14 protein-coding genes and 2 pseudogenes are annotated in these 16,046 nt (G+C 52.1%); 12 read left to right on the top strand and 4 right to left on the bottom strand.

Translation table 11 applies throughout. The features are described 5' to 3' along the window. Positions 1-173 precede the first annotated feature (173 nt). Complete coding sequence (locus PKO01S_RS23200; RefSeq protein ID WP_127533829.1) at positions 174-3,212, top strand: efflux RND transporter permease subunit; 3,039 nt, start codon at positions 174-176, stop codon at positions 3,210-3,212. Positions 3,213-3,300: 88 nt separating this feature from the next. Here PKO01S_RS23200 and PKO01S_RS23195 read toward each other — a convergent pair whose 3' ends face one another. After that, positions 3,301-3,618 (bottom strand): DUF2627 domain-containing protein, encoded by a 318-nt coding sequence (locus tag PKO01S_RS23195; RefSeq protein WP_127533828.1) that lies wholly within the window; start codon positions 3,616-3,618, stop codon positions 3,301-3,303. A gap of 243 nt (positions 3,619-3,861) precedes the next feature. On the opposite strand from PKO01S_RS23195, the gene lpdA reads away from it, so the two are divergent. The 5 genes from lpdA to lipB all read left to right on the top strand — a co-directional run bounded on the left by lpdA (position 3,862) and on the right by lipB (position 9,686). Beyond that, entirely contained in the window at positions 3,862-5,292 is a 1,431-nt protein-coding gene (lpdA, locus tag PKO01S_RS23190) for a dihydrolipoyl dehydrogenase (protein WP_127533827.1), read from the top strand. Positions 5,293-5,512: 220 nt separating this feature from the next. Further along, the gene (locus tag PKO01S_RS23185) at positions 5,513-6,541 is read left to right on the top strand and encodes a thiamine pyrophosphate-dependent dehydrogenase E1 component subunit alpha (protein WP_127533826.1); all 1,029 of its coding nucleotides are present in this window, start codon (positions 5,513-5,515) and stop codon (positions 6,539-6,541) included. 2 nt (positions 6,542-6,543) lie between these two features. Further along, the gene (locus PKO01S_RS23180; RefSeq protein ID WP_127533825.1) at positions 6,544-7,530 is read left to right on the top strand and encodes an alpha-ketoacid dehydrogenase subunit beta; all 987 of its coding nucleotides are present in this window, start codon (positions 6,544-6,546) and stop codon (positions 7,528-7,530) included. 44 nt (positions 7,531-7,574) lie between these two features. After that, on the top strand, positions 7,575-8,915 hold the full coding sequence (locus PKO01S_RS23175; protein ID WP_127533824.1) for a dihydrolipoamide acetyltransferase family protein: 1,341 nt from the start codon (positions 7,575-7,577) through the stop codon (positions 8,913-8,915). Positions 8,916-8,951: 36 nt separating this feature from the next. Beyond that, positions 8,952-9,686, top strand: coding sequence for a lipoyl(octanoyl) transferase LipB (lipB, locus tag PKO01S_RS23170; protein ID WP_127533823.1), 735 nt, complete (start codon positions 8,952-8,954; stop codon positions 9,684-9,686). On the opposite strand, the gene prli42 is transcribed toward lipB, so the two are convergent. Beyond that, entirely contained in the window at positions 9,651-9,746 is a 96-nt protein-coding gene (gene prli42, locus PKO01S_RS23165; RefSeq protein WP_127533822.1) for a stressosome-associated protein Prli42, read from the bottom strand. The two genes, lipB and prli42, sit on opposite strands and share 36 nt — an antisense overlap. A gap of 135 nt (positions 9,747-9,881) precedes the next feature. On the opposite strand from prli42, the gene PKO01S_RS23160 reads away from it, so the two are divergent. After that, positions 9,882-11,012 (top strand): M20/M25/M40 family metallo-hydrolase, encoded by a 1,131-nt coding sequence (locus tag PKO01S_RS23160; RefSeq protein ID WP_127533821.1) that lies wholly within the window; start codon positions 9,882-9,884, stop codon positions 11,010-11,012. Between the two features lie 101 nt (positions 11,013-11,113). Continuing rightward, a pseudogene (locus PKO01S_RS23155) lies at positions 11,114-11,626 on the top strand (GNAT family N-acetyltransferase); the annotation flags it as partial. A 132-nt stretch (positions 11,627-11,758) separates the two neighbouring features. Here PKO01S_RS23155 and mciZ read toward each other — a convergent pair. Then, positions 11,759-11,902, bottom strand: coding sequence for a Z-ring formation inhibitor MciZ (mciZ, locus tag PKO01S_RS23150; protein ID WP_164779720.1), 144 nt, complete (start codon positions 11,900-11,902; stop codon positions 11,759-11,761). Between the two features lie 101 nt (positions 11,903-12,003). Between mciZ and PKO01S_RS23145 the strand changes: the two genes are divergently transcribed. The 3 genes from PKO01S_RS23145 to fur all read left to right on the top strand — a co-directional run bounded on the left by PKO01S_RS23145 (position 12,004) and on the right by fur (position 13,972). Next, the gene (locus tag PKO01S_RS23145; RefSeq protein ID WP_127533818.1) at positions 12,004-12,564 is read left to right on the top strand and encodes an NUDIX domain-containing protein; all 561 of its coding nucleotides are present in this window, start codon (positions 12,004-12,006) and stop codon (positions 12,562-12,564) included. Positions 12,565-12,658: 94 nt separating this feature from the next. Then, positions 12,659-13,291 (top strand): stage II sporulation protein M, encoded by a 633-nt coding sequence (gene spoIIM, locus PKO01S_RS23140; RefSeq protein ID WP_246070696.1) that lies wholly within the window; start codon positions 12,659-12,661, stop codon positions 13,289-13,291. 195 nt (positions 13,292-13,486) lie between these two features. Further along, a complete protein-coding gene (fur, locus tag PKO01S_RS23135; RefSeq protein ID WP_127533816.1) occupies positions 13,487-13,972 on the top strand; it encodes a ferric iron uptake transcriptional regulator in 486 nt (161 codons plus the stop codon). Positions 13,973-14,117: 145 nt separating this feature from the next. Here fur and PKO01S_RS23130 read toward each other — a convergent pair whose 3' ends face one another. After that, a complete protein-coding gene (locus PKO01S_RS23130; protein ID WP_246070697.1) occupies positions 14,118-15,347 on the bottom strand; it encodes a S8 family peptidase in 1,230 nt (409 codons plus the stop codon). Between the two features lie 279 nt (positions 15,348-15,626). Between PKO01S_RS23130 and PKO01S_RS23125 the strand changes: the two are divergent. Then, a pseudogene (locus tag PKO01S_RS23125) lies at positions 15,627-16,046 on the top strand (alanine dehydrogenase); the annotation flags it as partial.

Genomic DNA, 16,046 nt, shown 5'->3' with positions numbered 1-16,046 from the left:
TCCATAATTTTAAATAAATTTTAAACGATCAGGTATATACTAAATGTTCAAATTAATGTTAATATCTAACTATTGTCTTGGTACTCCCGTATTTTTACAATTGGTCGAGACGAGGATGCTGAAGCGTGCACTACTACATAGAGAGCAATGACAAGTGAATGGAGAGATGGAGAATGAAATGGATTACACATTTTTCGATACGCAACCCGGTGGCGATCGTATTATTGGTGTTGTTGATTGCCGTTGGAGGGGTGTACTCTGCTACGACATTTAAGCAGGAACAACTGCCTGAGGTTGCAATACCGGGCATAATTGTATCTGTCGTATACCCAGGGGCAGCTCCGAACGAAGTATTGGACCAGGTTACTTTTCCGCTGGAAAAGGTGCTTCGCAACGTTAATGGCGTGAAAAACGTCACCTCCCAATCTGCTAATAGTGTGTCGCAGCTCATGCTTGAATTCAGCTATAACGACAACATGAAAGACAAGCAGGATGAAGTCGAAAAAGCGTTGGAGGGCATTGTACTTCCGGCTGAAGCAGAAAAGCCTTCCGTTTCTTATCAATCGACCTCTAGCGATCCGATCCTATATTCCGCTGTATCGTCAGCGAATGGAATGTCGGAAGAAGAGTTGAATCAATACGTCAGCCGCTTGCTTCTGCCAACATTGCAATCGATTGAAGGAGTAAGCGAGGTTCAGTCGTTCGGACTCAAAGATGATGGCGTATACATACGATTAGATGCTGGTAAAATGAATTCGCTCGGCATTACTTTTGATCAAGTGCTTACGGCATTGCAGGCGAACAATCTGAACATCCCGCTCGGAGAGACGACGATGCAGCAATCGAAGCTGCCTGTATTTGTACAAGGCAGTCTTCGGTCCATCGAACAGCTTAAGCAATGGAGGCTGACTCCATCGAATAAATCGACGCTTGCCGATATCGCAGAGATTGCCTCATCGGGAGAGCAAGGGGTCATCAGCATCACGAATGGAAAACCTAGTATCACACTTAATATTAAAAAAAGCAGCAGTGCCAATACCGTTGAAGTTGTGAAACAAGTCAGAGAAGCTTATGACGAAGCACAGCAGGATAGTGGCGTTCAAGCTTTAATAATGTACGATAGCGCTACGGATATTAAAAATTCGGTTAACTCGCTAGCGAGAGAAGGAGCACTTGGCGCTTTGTTCGCTTCGGTGCTGATCTTGTTCTTCCTCCGCAGCGTTCGTGCTACATTGATCGCTATCGTATCGATTCCGTTGTCGATCTTGATTGCTCTTATTTGTTTACATGCCTTCACGAATGTGACGCTCAATATCATGACACTTGGCGGTCTTGCGGTCGCGACCGGACGCGTCGTAGATGACAGTATCGTCGTAATCGAAAATTTCGGCCGCCGGTTCAAAGGCATGAAGGTAACGAAAGAGTTAATTCTCACTAGTACAGCTGAAGTTAGCCGGGCGATCGCATCCTCGACGATTACGACGGTTGCTGTATTTGCGCCGCTTGGTCTGCTTTCGGGCATTGTCGGAGAGTTTTTCCGCCCGTTTGCTCTGACGGTTGTATTCGCACTGTTGTCTTCATTGCTGGTCGCACTTACCGTCGTACCGTTGATGGCATGGGCTCTGATGCGCAGAAGCAGCAAGGAGCTGACAGGCGATTCGGCAATGAGCCGTATATACAAACGCGTGCTGCATTGGTCGTTGGCTCACAAGGCTGTTGTGCTTATTTTTGCTGTTCTGCTCTTTTTTGCGAGCATTGTTCCTATAGCAGCTGGAGCGATCAATGTCGTGCTGCTTCCGCAGAGCGAGTATAAATACGTCATCGCTGATTTTCGAATGCCTAGAGGCACTGACATTAACGCGCTTAAATCGCAGACAGACCAGATCGACGCGGTGATCCGTCAGCATTCAGAAGTAACGAATTCTACTGTTACAATAGGCGGAGGTTATTTGGGCAGCAACGATACGAATTTATCGGAATGGTTTATTATTATGGATTCTAAGGCGAATCGTGATCAAGTCGTGGAGGAGCTGGAATCGTCAGTACCGGTTCCAGAAGGCAGCGAATTTATGATGTTCAAGGGGAACGGCGAAGGAGGCGGCGCGGTTGAAGTAACGGTATCCGGCCGCACGGCAGATGACGTCCGTGAAGCTACAGAACAAGTCACTGAAGCCGTTGCCGGTATCGAAGGTTTAGATAACATCAGCAACAATTTACGGGATGGTACGAAAGGCATCGCCATCGAAGTGCGTCAAGATGATGCTGCCGCCAACGGATTGTCTGCCGCGCAAGCATCATCGCTGCTCCGTCCGTATTTGAGCGAAACGAAGGCAGGACGTATTGCGGATGGCGAAGCAACGAATGAATTATATGTGACGCTTGGCGGAGCATCTCTTGCATCAACAGATGCCATTGGGCAACTGCTGTTGCCTGCACCTGACGGCCGCATAATTAAAGTCAGCGATATCGCAGATGTCCGCGAAGTTCAACTGCCGAGCACGATTCAGCAGAAGAACGGTTCGGAATACGCTTCTGTTTTGGGGAAAATAACGGATAAGAATGCCAACAAGGTGAACAAAGCCATAAAGAACAAATTGGATCAGCTCGATCTGCCGGCAGGCACAACCTATTCAATCGGCGGCTCTAACACTGAAGTGCAGCAGATGATCAGCGAAATGCTTATGGCCATGCTAATTGCCGTAGGTATGGTTTATATCGTAATGGTTGTTACATTCCGTGAAGGAAGGGCGCCGCTTGCCGTTCTGTTCTCCTTGCCGTTCGCCTTGATCGGCGGGTTGGTCGGAACGCTCGTCAGCGGCGATCCATTATCCGTCTCAAGCATGATTGGCTTCTTGATGCTGATCGGCATCGTGGTAACGAACGCTATCGTGCTTGTCGAACGCGTTCAGCAGCAGATCGAGCATGGACTTGGAATCCGTGAGGCTCTGATCGAAGCAGGCGGTACACGTTTGCGTCCGATTCTGATGACCGCTATTGCAACAATCTGTGCGTTGTCGCCGCTTGCGATCGGTATGGGCGGCGGAAGCATCATATCAAGCGGTCTAGCCGTCGTAGTCATCGGCGGTTTAACAAGCTCGACGCTTCTAACGCTTGTCGTCGTTCCGGTCATGTACGAATTGATGTACTATAGACGCTCCCGCAAGCAGCGGGCAATGGTCCAGCCGGCTATGAAGCCAGGGGCAGCTGTTTAGAGCAATGAAAGGAAGAAGGGGTTGCCCAGCGGTCAATTAGTGACCTGCAGGACAACCCCTTCTAATGTTGCATCGTTGATCAAATCCGTTATTGGCCGGGACGTGTTGTCGGCTTCGGCGGACGCGGACGCTTCTTGCGAAACCGCGGCGCAACATAGTTATGCTTGCGGTCGCGGAAGAAAATCCAGCCTCCGATAAAAGCGATACCAATTGCGAATAAGATGAAGCCGCCAATAAAGGTGAGCCATGCGAACGAAGGCGTCACTTCGTCATCGCCGAATGCAATAAAATAATCGAACAAGGCATCCTTCATCCGAAGGAAGCCGTACGTTGCCGCGATTCCGGGAATGACTAGAATGAGAATGGCGATGAAGCGGGCAGTGACGACGCCGGGTTGTGCTTTCATGTGATACAATTCCCCTCACTATATGAATGATTCGAATGCGACCGTTGGGTGGTGCATAACGTAAGACGAAAGCGGGCCGCGCATATGTTCTATCATACCGTACTACATTTATGCTGTCTATTTTGTAGGAAGCATGTTTTCTGTGAAGAAAAAAAGGTACAATAGAAGCAGAGGTTGGATAGATCTGCTGCAATCGAGCAGGATTTCCGGCATATCGGGAGACCAGGAGAGGGTGTAAGAACTATGGCAATTGAAGTGGATGTAGCCGTTCTTGGGGGCGGACCGGGCGGCTATACAGCAGCGATTCGCGCTGCCCAGCTTGGCAAACGGACCGCAATTATTGAAATGGACAAGCTCGGGGGAACTTGTTTACATAAAGGATGCATACCTAGCAAATCGCTGCTTCGCAGCGCCGAAGTTTACGCAACGCTGCTGAAGGCAGCTTCTTATGGCATTGACATTGCGGATGATGCGGTTTCCGTTAACTTCGATCGCGTCCAGCAGCGCAAAGAGCAGACGGTCGACCAGTTATACAAAGGGTTGCAATCGCTGATGCTGAAGCATGGCATTACGATCGTGAAGGGTAAAGGACGCATTATCGGCCCGTCCATATTCTCCCCTCGAAGCGGAACGGTAGCGGTCGAGCTGCCGGACGGGGAGATGGAATCGGTCGTATCGAAGCATCTCATCATTGCGACAGGCTCTCGTCCTCGTCAGATTCCGGGATTGGAAGCGGACGGCAAGCTTATTTTGACGAGTGATGATATCCTGCAGTTGGAGAAACTGCCGGCGTCGATCCTTATTGTAGGCGGCGGTGTTATAGGGGTAGAGTGGGCATCGCTGTTGAATGATTTCGGCGTTCATGTCACGATAGCGGAAGCGGCGGACCGGCTGCTGCCGACGGAGGACGAAGACGTATCGAAAGAACTGACTCGGCTGCTCCGCAAGCGGGGAGTAACGATCCATACGAGTGCGACCATACGTCCGGATACGTATGCAGACGGAAGCGAAGGCGTTACGATCGCTGCTGCAACGGCGGGCGGCGAGCTGCAGCTAGAAGCATCCTGCATGATGGTCAGCGTAGGGCGCGTACCGAACACGGAAGGTCTCGGACTTGAAAATACCGATATTCGCACCGAATCGAACGGGTGCATTGCGGTGAATGCAAACTACCAGACGAATGAGCGTCATATCTATGCAATCGGCGACGTCATTGGCGGTGTTCAACTTGCGCATGCGGCTGCGCATGAAGGACTGTCGGCAGTCGGTCATTTGAACGGCGGCAAGCCGGAGCCGGTGGAGGCTCACCGTATACCGAGATGCGTATACTCCCGACCGGAGATTGCATCCGTTGGCTTGACGGAACGCCAAGCCAAGGAGAAGGGGCTCGACGTACGAACCGCTAAGCTGCCGTTCCAAGCGATCGGCAAGGCGATTGTTGCTGGCGAAACAGACGGTTTCGTGAAAGTAATCGCCGACAAACAGTCGAATGACATTATTGGTGTTCATATTGTTGGTCTGCATGCGACCGATCTCATCGCAGAAGCGTCGCTTGCGCAGCTGCTCGATGCGACACCTTGGGAAATCGGACAATCGATTCATCCTCATCCGACGTTGTCCGAAGCGCTTGGCGAGGCGATGCTTGCGCTCGACGGAATGTCGGTCGCATTCTAGATTCACATTCGCTGCAACCGGTTAACTTATAAATTAATACGGCAGGGAATCGGCGATGACTAGAGAAGCAATTCTTTATAGTTGTCGTTTCCCTTTTTACAGCAGAACGGTTATAATGAATATGATCTAGTATTAGTACCAGGTTTTAATAACTAATCCTAAACCATAAAGTTAAGACTACGCTATGCATACGCCACGATCGAAAAGGAGGGTTAGCTGCATGAATGAGATGGAATCTAAACCGATTACGGCACGCCATCATGAGGTCGGACTGACGGATGAGCAGGCGATCGATATGTACCGCGTTATGCTGCTCGCTCGTAAATTCGATGAGCGGGTTCTTCTGCTGCAGCGAGCGGGTAAAATCAATTTCCACGTTTCGGGGATCGGACAAGAGACTGCGCAGGTTGCGGCAGGATTCGCGCTTGATCGCCAGAATGATTACTATTTGCCTTATTACCGGGATTACGGCTTAGTGTTAAGCGTCGGTATGACGGTGCGCGAGCTGATGCTGTCCGTCTTCGCGAAAGCAGAAGATCCGAACAGCGGCGGCCGCCAGATGCCGGGCCACTTCGGCAGCAAGCGGCTGCGCATCGTAACGGGTTCGAGCCCGGTTACGACGCAAGTGCCGCATGCCGTTGGAATCGCGCTGGCAGCTAAGATGAAGAAGCAGCCAATCGTCAGCTTAGTCACGTTCGGCGAAGGCTCAAGCAATCAAGGCGATTTTCACGAGGGCTGCAATTTTGCAGGTGTACATAAGCTTCCGGTCATCATTATGTGCGAGAACAATCAGTATGCGATTTCCGTCCCGGCACATAAGCAACTTGGAGGCCGTATCGTTGACCGAGCGGCCGGCTATGGCTTCCCTGGCTTCCGCGTTGACGGCAACGATCCGCTCGAAGTCTATCGGGTAGTGAAGGAAGCGCGCGAGCGGGCAATAAGCGGAGATGGTCCGACGTTGATCGAAGCGATGATGTACAGATTATCGCCGCACTCGACGTCCGACAACGATTTGGCTTACCGCACAAAAGAAGAGGTCGAGGAGAACCGTGCGAAGGACGGTATCCCGAAATATAAGCAATACTTGATCGAGGCTGGCATCTGGTCGGATGAACAAGAGGAACAGTTCCTTGTGGAAGTCCGCGGAATGCTAGACGATGCGACGACTTACGCAGACAAAGCGCCTTTCCCGACGCCGGAGAGCTCGCTGCTGCACGTTTATGACGGCGATGCAGAAGGGAGCCGATAACGATGCCGGTAATGGAATATATTGATGCGCTCCGACTTGCAATGAAAGAAGAGCTGGAGCGGGATGAGAACGTATTCGTTCTCGGCGAGGACGTAGGTCTCAAGGGCGGCGTCTTCACGACGACGAAAGGGCTTCAGCAACAGTTCGGCGAGCACCGCGTGCTCGATACGCCGTTGTCAGAGTCCGCAATTGCTGGCGTCGCAATTGGCGCAGCGATGGTCGGGATGAGGCCGATTGCCGAGATGCAATATTCGGACTTCATGTTCCCGGCAGCCAACCAAATTATTAGCGAAGCGGCGAAAATCCGCTATCGTTCCAATAACGACTGGAACTGTCCGATTGTCATCCGGGCTCCGATCGGCGGCGGTATCTTCGGCGGATTGTACCATTCGCAGTGTCCGGAATCGGTATTCTTCGGAACGCCTGGTCTGAAGATCGTTGCACCGTTCACTCCGTATGATGCGAAGGGTTTGCTCAAAGCAGCCGTTCGTGATCCGGATCCGGTATTGTTCTTCGAGAATAAGAAATGCTACACGCTTATTACGGGTGATGTTCCTGAGACCGATTATGTTGTCGAGATCGGCAAAGCGAACGTCCTTCGTGAAGGCAGCGATATTACGGTCATCTCGTATTCCTTGCCGCTTCACTTTGCAATGGAAGCAGCAGCCGAGCTGCAAGAGGAAGAGGGCATCAGCGCCCATATTCTCGACCTGCGGACGCTGCAGCCGCTGGACAAAGAAGCGATCGTGGAAGCGGTTCGCCGTACGGGCAAAGTGATGATCGTTCATGAAGATAACAAGACAGGCGGCATTGGCGCCGAAGTTGCAGCTATTATCGGCGAAGAACTGCTGTATGAGCTGGATGCGCCGATTATGCGCGTATGCGGGCCGGACGTACCTGCCATGCCGATCAATCCTCCTGGCGAGAAATTCTTTATGCTCAATAAACAAAAAGTGAAAGAGGCCATGCGGCAGTTAGCCTTGTACTAAGAATAGCGTACAAGAGCGGCGGGGCAGTTGGGAGATGAGAAGCCATGAAATCGTTGACTGAAGTCGTTATGCCGAAGCTAGCGGAATCGCTCGTATCGGCGACGATCGACAGGTGGCTGAAGCAGCCAGGCGATTCGATCGGCATGTATGAACCGATCTGTGAAATTATAACGAATAAAGTAAATGCGGAAATTCCTTCGACCGTTAACGGCAAGCTGGTGCAAATTCTAGTCGGCAACGGCGAAGAAGTGCCAGTCGGAACGCCAATCTGTATCATCGAGACAGAAGGCGAAGCTGACCAGCCGGCAGAAGCGGCACTAGCTGCGGCAGAGCCAGTTGGAGCAGCGCTTCCGGTGTACGGTTCTCAACAAGCTGCGGCAGCGGCAACCCCTGCGGCAGTGGAGCCAGAATTCGAGGGCGATATGCGCCATCGTTATTCACCGGCTGTGCAGCGGATCGCAGCGGAGCAAGGTGTCGATCTGAGCGCTGTTCGCGGAACAGGCCTCGGCGGCCGCATTACGCGCAAGGATGTGCTTGCCTATGCATCCGGCAGCCAGACAGCGGCACCATCCGCAGTACCGGTTGCACCTGCTAAGGCTGAGCAATCGCCGGTTCGAACGACCGGTCTGCATCTATCAGAGACGCCGCGTATTCCGCAGATCGAAGTGGAATCGGAAATTCCGGGCCGCGGCGAATATTTTATCGACATTACTCCGATACGCAATGCGATTGCCCGCAACGTGAAACAAAGCGTAACGGAAATTCCGCACGCTTGGATGATGATCGAAGTCGACGTTACGAATCTCGTTCAGCTTCGCAACAAGCTGAAGGACGAGTTCAAGAAACGGGAAGGCGTCAATCTGACGTATTTGGCATTCGTGCTGAAGGCCGTCGTCAATGCCGTCAAAGACTATCCGATCATCAACTCGACTTGGGCGACAGACAAAATTATCGTGAAGCGGGACATTAACATCTCGCTTGCGGTTGGTACGGAAGATTCGGTTGCGACGCCGGTCATCAAGAATGCCGACCAGAAGAATATCGCCGGACTCGCGCGCGAGATCGACGATTTGGCACGCCGCGGACGTGAAGGCAAGCTGACATTGAACGACATGACTGGCGGCACGCTGACGGTGAACAACACCGGCTCATTCGGTTCGATTCTGTCGTATCCGACAATCGTATACCCGCAAGCGGTCAATCTGACATTCGAATCGATTGTCAAACGTCCTGTCGTAATCAACGATATGATCGGCGTCCGTTCGATGGCGAATATGTGCTTGTCGCTCGACCACCGGATTCTTGACGGCGTCATCTGCGGAAGGTTCCTGCAGCGAGTCAAAGAAAATTTGGAAAGCTTCTCGATCGAGACGAAGCTGTATTAATACCGCAAGGCGGATAACGAAACGAGGCATTGAACGATGGCGAAGATTGAACAGACGAGTCGGGCGCTGGACGCACGATACATCCCGCTAATCGGCTATGCGGAAGCTTGGGATCTGCAAAAAGCATACGTGAAAGAAATTGATAAGGAGGAGCGTTGCGAGACGCTGCTCCTTCTTCAGCATTCGCCGACGTACACGCTTGGAACAGACCGGCATCCGGAGCATTTGCTGTTGGATGAGGAACAATTAAAGAATCGCGGCATTGCCGTGTTTGAAATCGACCGCGGCGGGGACATTACGTATCATGGGCCTGGCCAGTTGGTTGGCTATCCGTTGCTTTACTTGGAAGCGGCGAATTTGGACTTGCACGGTTATTTGCGCGATCTCGAGCAAGTGATTATCGATTGGCTTGCGCAGTACGGGATCGTCGGAGGCCGTAAAGACGAGTATACGGGCGTATGGGTCGGTGATCTGAAAATCGCCGCTATCGGCGTAAAATTCAACAAAGCGCGCAGCCGGAGAGGCTTTGTTACGAGCCACGGCTTCGCACTGAACTTGAAGGCGGGTATCGGTTCGGAAGGCTTCCAGGGCATTGTTCCTTGCGGCATTTCGCAATATGGCGTTACGTCATTCGAGGATTTAACGGGGATCGGGATGGAGCCTGAACAGGCGGCGGCAGAGCTTCTGCCACATTTCTGCCGCCGGTTCGGCTATGAGCTGACGACATCCGAGAGGTTAGAACATCCAGCTGATGCCGGAGACGATAACTGACAGGAGCATCGCGGCGAGCATAAGCCAGACGACGATTTTGACAATACGGTTGGTGTACATCCGGTAACACTCCTTTATGATTATGAACTGAGGTTGAACCGTTCTTCTCTATATCCTATCATAGATACCAGAGAAAGAGCATCTATAGATATGACGAGCGATGAAGAACGACAATGAAACGGAGGGATTGCACATATGATTGAGCGCAATCGGCTAATCCAAGAATTTATGGAACTTGTCCAAGTAGACAGCGAGACTCGCAACGAAGGGCGAATAAGTGAAGTGTTGAAGCAAAAGTTCACTGCCCTTGGCTTAACGATTGAAGAGGATGACGCAGCTGCCAAGACCGGACATGGTGCGAACAATTTGTTCGCGATGCTCGCAGCGACAGACGGCTCGAATGCTCCGGCTCTCTTGTTCACTTCCCATATGGATACGGTAACGCCGGGTAACGGCATTAAACCGCAGTTGGATGCTGACGGGTATATTCGATCGGACGGGACGACGATTCTCGGAGCGGACGACAAAGCGGGCCTTGCAGCGATGTTCGAGGCGATCCGTGTGCTGCAGGAGCAGCAAATTGCGCATGGCCCGATTCAATTCGTCATTACGGTCGGAGAGGAATCCGGACTACTGGGCTCCCGCGCAATGGATCGCACCAAGTTGAAGGCGTCGATCGGCTACGCCCTTGACTCCAACGGGGCCATCGGCGATATTGCGGTTGCTGCGCCAACCCAAGCTCGCGTAACGATCAAGCTTCATGGCAAGTCTGCTCATGCGGGCGTCAATCCGGAAGACGGCATCAGCGCGATTCAAGTGGCTTCCAAGGCTGTCGCTAGAATGCCGCTTGGCCGGATCGACGAGGAAACGACGGCGAACATCGGACGCTTCGAAGGCGGCGGGGCAACGAACATCGTGTGCGACTATGTCAAGTTGGACGCAGAGGCGCGCAGTATCGTGCAGCACAAGCTGGATAAGCAAGTGGACGCGATGCGCGCAGCAGTTGAATCGGCAGCCTCCGAGTTCGGCGCTCGCGCGGAATTCGAGAGCGAGATCATTTATCCGGCGTTTAATTACGGTGACGGCGATGAAGTGGTCGAGCTTGCGAAGACGGCTATACAGGCGCTCGGTTTGAAGCCGCGCACGTTCCACTCCGGCGGCGGCAGCGATGCGAATGTATTCAACGGCATGGGCGTTGCTACGGTTAATCTGGCTGTCGGTTATGAGTATATCCACACGACGAAAGAGCAGATTAAAGCGGACGATCTGGTGAAGACTGCGGAGCTCGTCGTAGAACTGATTAAGCAAGCGGCGAATCGGAAGTAACACGATTCAGCGGCGTTCGGCTATCAAATAAAGGTTGTCTCAAGTCATCATCAATAGACTTCGGGACAACTTTTTTTATATCCTCATCAAGGAGGCATAGCATGATCTATATGGAGACACCGAGATTGCGATTACGCGATTGGGAAGAAACGGACTTAGAGCCATTTCGCCGACTGAATGCGGACGAAGAGGTGATGGCGTATTTTCCTAAAACCTTATCAACCGAAGAAACAAATGCATTCTATAAATCGATTGTATCCGAGTTCAAAGAATGCGGGTTTGGGTTGTATGCCGTAGAAGTAAAAGAAAGCAAAGCGTTTATAGGGTTTATCGGATTTCATCGGGCAACGTTCGAGGCTGATTTTACACCGTGCATCGAAATTGGATGGCGGCTGAAACAAGAGGCTTGGGGAAAGGGGTATGCAACGGAGGGGGCAGAAGCATGTTTGCAATATGGATTTAACAAATTGGGGCTAAGGGACGTATACAGTTTTACGGCCGATGTTAATGCCCCTTCGAAAAACGTCATGATCAAACTCGGCATGAGCTTCATTAAAACTTTCGATCACCCTAATGTTGAGGAAGGCAGTCCATTAAACAAACATGTATTATTTCATATCAATCATAAATCGCATGTCCATCTCGATCAAAAAAAAACAGTCCTTCGTAAGGAGAGAATAATCCCGCCATTCCAAGGAACTGTTTCATCATCTATTCACTGAAGGCATATCGTTACCATTGCAGGATTACCGTTTCGGATTGCGCCGTTTCAAATATTCGGCAAGCGAGGTTGGTTCGTCGCTTCGGCGAGTCATCGCCTCCAGCATGCGGCGTATTTCCCACGCTTTGCCGACCATTCTGAAGCTTTCATTCGCATAATAGGATTTCATTCCGAACGCCCCTTCCGCTTGAACCGATTTGGTATAATGATACATATGCGGACAGGCTATTCCTTATGACAGCCTGCCGAACCGAAGGGAGAACGAGAGAAATGAGCAATCAACTACCGGATCAATGGCAGGAGCGTACGCTCAGCACGGAGCCTATATTTCAAGGGAAAGTCATAACACTTCAGGTCGATACGATCGCATTGCCGGACGGCAAAACGGCGACCAGGGAAATTGTCAGACATCCAGGGGCAGCGGCTGTTCTCGCTCTATTGGATGACCGTATGCTCGTCGTAGAGCAATACCGGAAGCCGATGGACAAGTTCCAAATCGAAATTCCGGCAGGGAAGCTGGACGCAGGAGAGGACCCGATCGTCTGCGCCGCGCGCGAGCTAGAAGAGGAGACCGGCTATAAAGCGGAATCGCTAAAGCCGATCAGCGCATTCTATACGTCGCCGGGCTTTGCCGACGAGAAGTTATATTTGTACTTGGCAGAAGGGCTGACGTCCGGGCAAGTCAATCCGGATGAGGATGAATATTTGCGGGTGGACGCGATTACGCTGGAGCAAGCGCTAGCCTATATCGAAGAGGAGCGCATTAGCGACGCGAAGACGATTATGGCCGTGTATGCATGGCGGTTGTACAAGCTGACAGGCGAGCTATAGACTTTTGCTGCTATATAACTTGGGGTGCAAGCATATGCCGTCTTGTCCACTCATAAAGTAGCTATGAAACGCTATGGGACAAGAGGTGACACTCGTGAATGCGACATTATTGAAACGACGGACGACGGATTCTATGATGCTTTATGTGTTCGTCGGTGTGCTGTTTGCAGTCGGGGTCGTGTTCGGCGCACTATCCGTTCATGCTCTGACGCTTGAACAGCAGCAGGATTTATCAGGCGATCTGAACCGGTTTATCCGGTCGATGGAAGCGGGCATGTTCCCGGACGAAGCAGCGACGTTCTGGGCGCGGTTTTTCTTTTATGCCAAATGGATCTTGCTGATCGGCGTGCTCGGCATGACAGTTGTCGGACTGCCGTTCGTCTTGGCGCTCGATTTCTTGAAAGGGGCATTGGTCGGCTTCGCCATCGGCACTGTCGTCAGCGAGCACGGCTGGAAGGGCATCGTGTTCTCGCTTGCTTCCGTCGTCCCGCCGAACTTGATCGTCGTCCCCGCCTTTATGATTGCGAGCGTAGCGGCTGTTACGTTCGCGTTGTATGTCATCCGGTACCGGCTGCTGCAAGGCAAAGGGAGACTGATGCCGGCGTTCATGTCGTTATGTCTCATGCTGACGCTGATGCTGGTTGCCGTAACGGCTGCTTCCCTAGTCGAAGCCTATATTTCGCCTGCATTAATGCGTTGGGCGGCACCAATGATTAGCGGCTCCTAGCGGCACTCCAACCGTGCACACCGTTTGAAATATGCCAATACTGAGCATGTGTCAAGCGGTGCACACCGTTTGAATTTCACCTATTATCCGTGAAACTCCAACCGTGCAAATCGTTTGACTTTATTTGCGCTTAACCCCTATAATGAAGTCAAATGTTCCGGCAATGGGCGCAAAACGTGTGCGAGGGGGGAAACCATGGAAGCCCGGATCGATAAAATAAAACAGCAGCTGCAATCGCAGGGCTACAAGTTAACCCCGCAGCGAGAAGCGACCGTACGGGTGCTGCTGGAGAACGAGGAAGATCATCTAAGTGCGGAAGACGTGTTCATGCTCGTCAAGGAGAAGGCTCCCGAGATCGGTCTGGCTACCGTATATCGGACACTAGAGCTGCTTAGCGAGATGCATGTCGTCGAGAAGATGAATTTCGGAGACGGCGTAGCCAGGTATGACCTGCGAACGGATAGCAACCAGCATCATCATCATCATCTCATCTGTGTACAGTGCGGATCGATGGATGAGATTATGGATGATTGGCTCGGTCCGCTCGAAGAGCGGCTTGAACAGGAGTTCGGATTTATTGTCGTCGATCATCGGCTCGATTTTCAAGGCGTATGCCGCCGCTGCCAGGAGAAGAACGAAGCGGCAGGCATCGAGACGGTTCAATCCGGAAGTACGCAATAACAAGATGAATAATAACGAGCAGGGCTGTCCTTATGCCGATTGGCGAGGACAGCCCTTTTGATGTCGCTGCGCTTTAATAGGCTTAGGAACCGGCATTGCGACGTATGTCGATGTATGATCAATCCCAATAGTTGTCAACCGGACCTTACGCTTTCGCTTTCCGTTTTTTGACCGTTCTGCGGGGTCTGCGCTTGGCAGTTCCCGGCCGGTTAACAGCGGCGGCAGTGTTGTCGATCGAACCGATCTCGGCTAGCTGCATGAGTCCCGAACCTTGTTCAAGTTGGCTATAACCTGACAAGCTTTTCGTCCAAGATTTCAACTTCGCAGACACCTCTGCAGGCGATAGTGAAGATTCCGTGGCAAGCAGCAGCGCTGCCCCGCCTGCTACATGCGGGCAAGCCATGCTTGTGCCTGACATATATTGATAACCGTTATTTAAGATTGTAGAGCGGATGAGTGAGCCAGGCGCCGTAATATCGATCCCTTTGCCTCTGCTGCTGAAGGATGAGATCTCGTCATTGCGCGTAGATGAGGCTACGGCTATTGTTTCAGAGAAGCTGGCCGGTTCGTCGATTGATCCGCTGTCCGCACCGCTGTTGCCCGCCGATGCGACGATGACGATCCCTTTCTTATGCGCCTTCTGAATCGCTTCTTGAAGTGCTGCGCTTTGTTCGCCCGGCATTAGGCCGAAACTCATATTAATCACTTGGATATCGTTGTTGATGCACCAGTTGATGCCTTGAACAATGTCGGAAATATAGCCAAGACCTTCTTTGTCAAGTGCCTTGACGGCGAATAAGCTTGCTTTCGGTGCGATGCCGGTTTGCATCCCGTTGCTTCCGGTTGCCGCGATAATGCCAGCGACATGTGTGCCGTGGCCGTTATCGTCATAATAAGTGCTGCCGCCTATCGTATTGATACCGCCAGCGATAGACAGGTTGTGATGCTTCGCAATGCCTGTGTCGATGACGGCGACGCGGACTCCGCTGCCTTCCGTACGCGTCCATGCGTCGGGCGCTTGTACGCGGCACACGTTCCAAGGCGCATTGTCCGGGTATGCGACTGCGCTCCGTACGCGGCCCGTTCGGCCTTTGGGCGCAAGGGCGTGTGCGCGTACACGAGCGTCTTTCTCAATAAATTTAATGCCGGCAACGTCCGATGCTGTGCGAACTTTACTCTTCAGCCTTCTGGAATCGACGTAGCAGCAGATGACGCGGCTCGAACGCAGCGCTTTGACGGGCTTGATGCCTTTGCGCTGCAATAATCGGATAAGACGCGTATAAGAGCGTTGACCGCGAAAACCGATGAGGTGCCTGGTAGTATGTTTGGCGGCGGATGTACGGACGCATTGTCCGAACAGCTTTTCCAAGCGCATTTTGGCCAAGTTGACGTCTCTCCTTCGGTCGGTGCATAAAGTAATCTATAAGCATGCGATTACATCTATAGTATGGTAGGCGTCTCGATACGGGTATGGACGGGTGCCGCTTGATGCACATATTTTTGCAGGCTGGAGCGAAACGTATCGAATAGGACTGACGGAGGCCGCTGTTGCATAATACAATTCAAAGATAGATATTCGCGCATTCGGCAACGGCAGCAGGTTCAGCGGCTAGACGGTTGAAGCCAGGAAAGTATGATACGAAGGAGTGGGAGCATGCGTGTAGGAGTGCCGAAGGAAATTAAGAATAGCGAATTCCGTGTTGCACTGACACCTGCGGGGGCAAGTATGCTGAAGGCCGGGGGCCATCGTGTCATCGTCGAGCGCGGTGCAGGGGAAGGCAGCGGTTTTACCGATGATGAATACCGGGCAGCCGGTGCTGAATTGGCCGGGAAGGCGAAGCAAGTGTGGGATGAAGCGGATATGATTATGAAGGTAAAAGAGCCGCTGCCGCAAGAGTATGATTATTTCCGCCCGGGGCTTATGCTGTTCACCTACTTGCATCTTGCAGCTGCTCCGCTGCTGGCGAAGGCGCTCGTCGCGGCGAATGTCACAGGGATAGCCTACGAAACGATTCAACTGACTGGCGGCGGCCTGCCGCTTCTGACTCCCATGAGCGAGGTTGCAGGCCGAATG

The sequence above is a fragment of the Paenibacillus kobensis NBRC 15729 genome (assembly GCF_004000825.1).
Classification (GTDB): Bacteria; Bacillota; Bacilli; order Paenibacillales; family Paenibacillaceae; genus Paenibacillus_T; species Paenibacillus_T kobensis.
The sequence above is the reverse complement of the archived record's forward strand: the minus strand, read 5'-3'. Positions and strand labels throughout refer to the sequence as shown.

Excerpts from the sequence above, each read along its gene's own strand:
- PKO01S_RS23200 (WP_127533829.1), top strand. The coding sequence starts at position 174 with ATGAAATGGATTACACATTTTTCGATACGCAACCCGGTGGCGATCGTA.
- PKO01S_RS23195 (WP_127533828.1), bottom strand. The coding sequence starts at position 3,618 with ATGAAAGCACAACCCGGCGTCGTCACTGCCCGCTTCATCGCCATTCTC.
- lpdA (WP_127533827.1), top strand. The coding sequence starts at position 3,862 with ATGGCAATTGAAGTGGATGTAGCCGTTCTTGGGGGCGGACCGGGCGGC.
- PKO01S_RS23185 (WP_127533826.1), top strand. The coding sequence starts at position 5,513 with ATGAATGAGATGGAATCTAAACCGATTACGGCACGCCATCATGAGGTC.
- PKO01S_RS23180 (WP_127533825.1), top strand. The coding sequence starts at position 6,544 with ATGCCGGTAATGGAATATATTGATGCGCTCCGACTTGCAATGAAAGAA.
- PKO01S_RS23175 (WP_127533824.1), top strand. The coding sequence starts at position 7,575 with ATGAAATCGTTGACTGAAGTCGTTATGCCGAAGCTAGCGGAATCGCTC.
- lipB (WP_127533823.1), top strand. The coding sequence starts at position 8,952 with ATGGCGAAGATTGAACAGACGAGTCGGGCGCTGGACGCACGATACATC.
- prli42 (WP_127533822.1), bottom strand. The coding sequence starts at position 9,746 with ATGTACACCAACCGTATTGTCAAAATCGTCGTCTGGCTTATGCTCGCC.
- PKO01S_RS23160 (WP_127533821.1), top strand. The coding sequence starts at position 9,882 with ATGATTGAGCGCAATCGGCTAATCCAAGAATTTATGGAACTTGTCCAA.
- mciZ (WP_164779720.1), bottom strand. The coding sequence starts at position 11,902 with ATGAAATCCTATTATGCGAATGAAAGCTTCAGAATGGTCGGCAAAGCG.
- PKO01S_RS23145 (WP_127533818.1), top strand. The coding sequence starts at position 12,004 with ATGAGCAATCAACTACCGGATCAATGGCAGGAGCGTACGCTCAGCACG.
- fur (WP_127533816.1), top strand. The coding sequence starts at position 13,487 with ATGGAAGCCCGGATCGATAAAATAAAACAGCAGCTGCAATCGCAGGGC.
- PKO01S_RS23130 (WP_246070697.1), bottom strand. The coding sequence starts at position 15,347 with ATGCGCTTGGAAAAGCTGTTCGGACAATGCGTCCGTACATCCGCCGCC.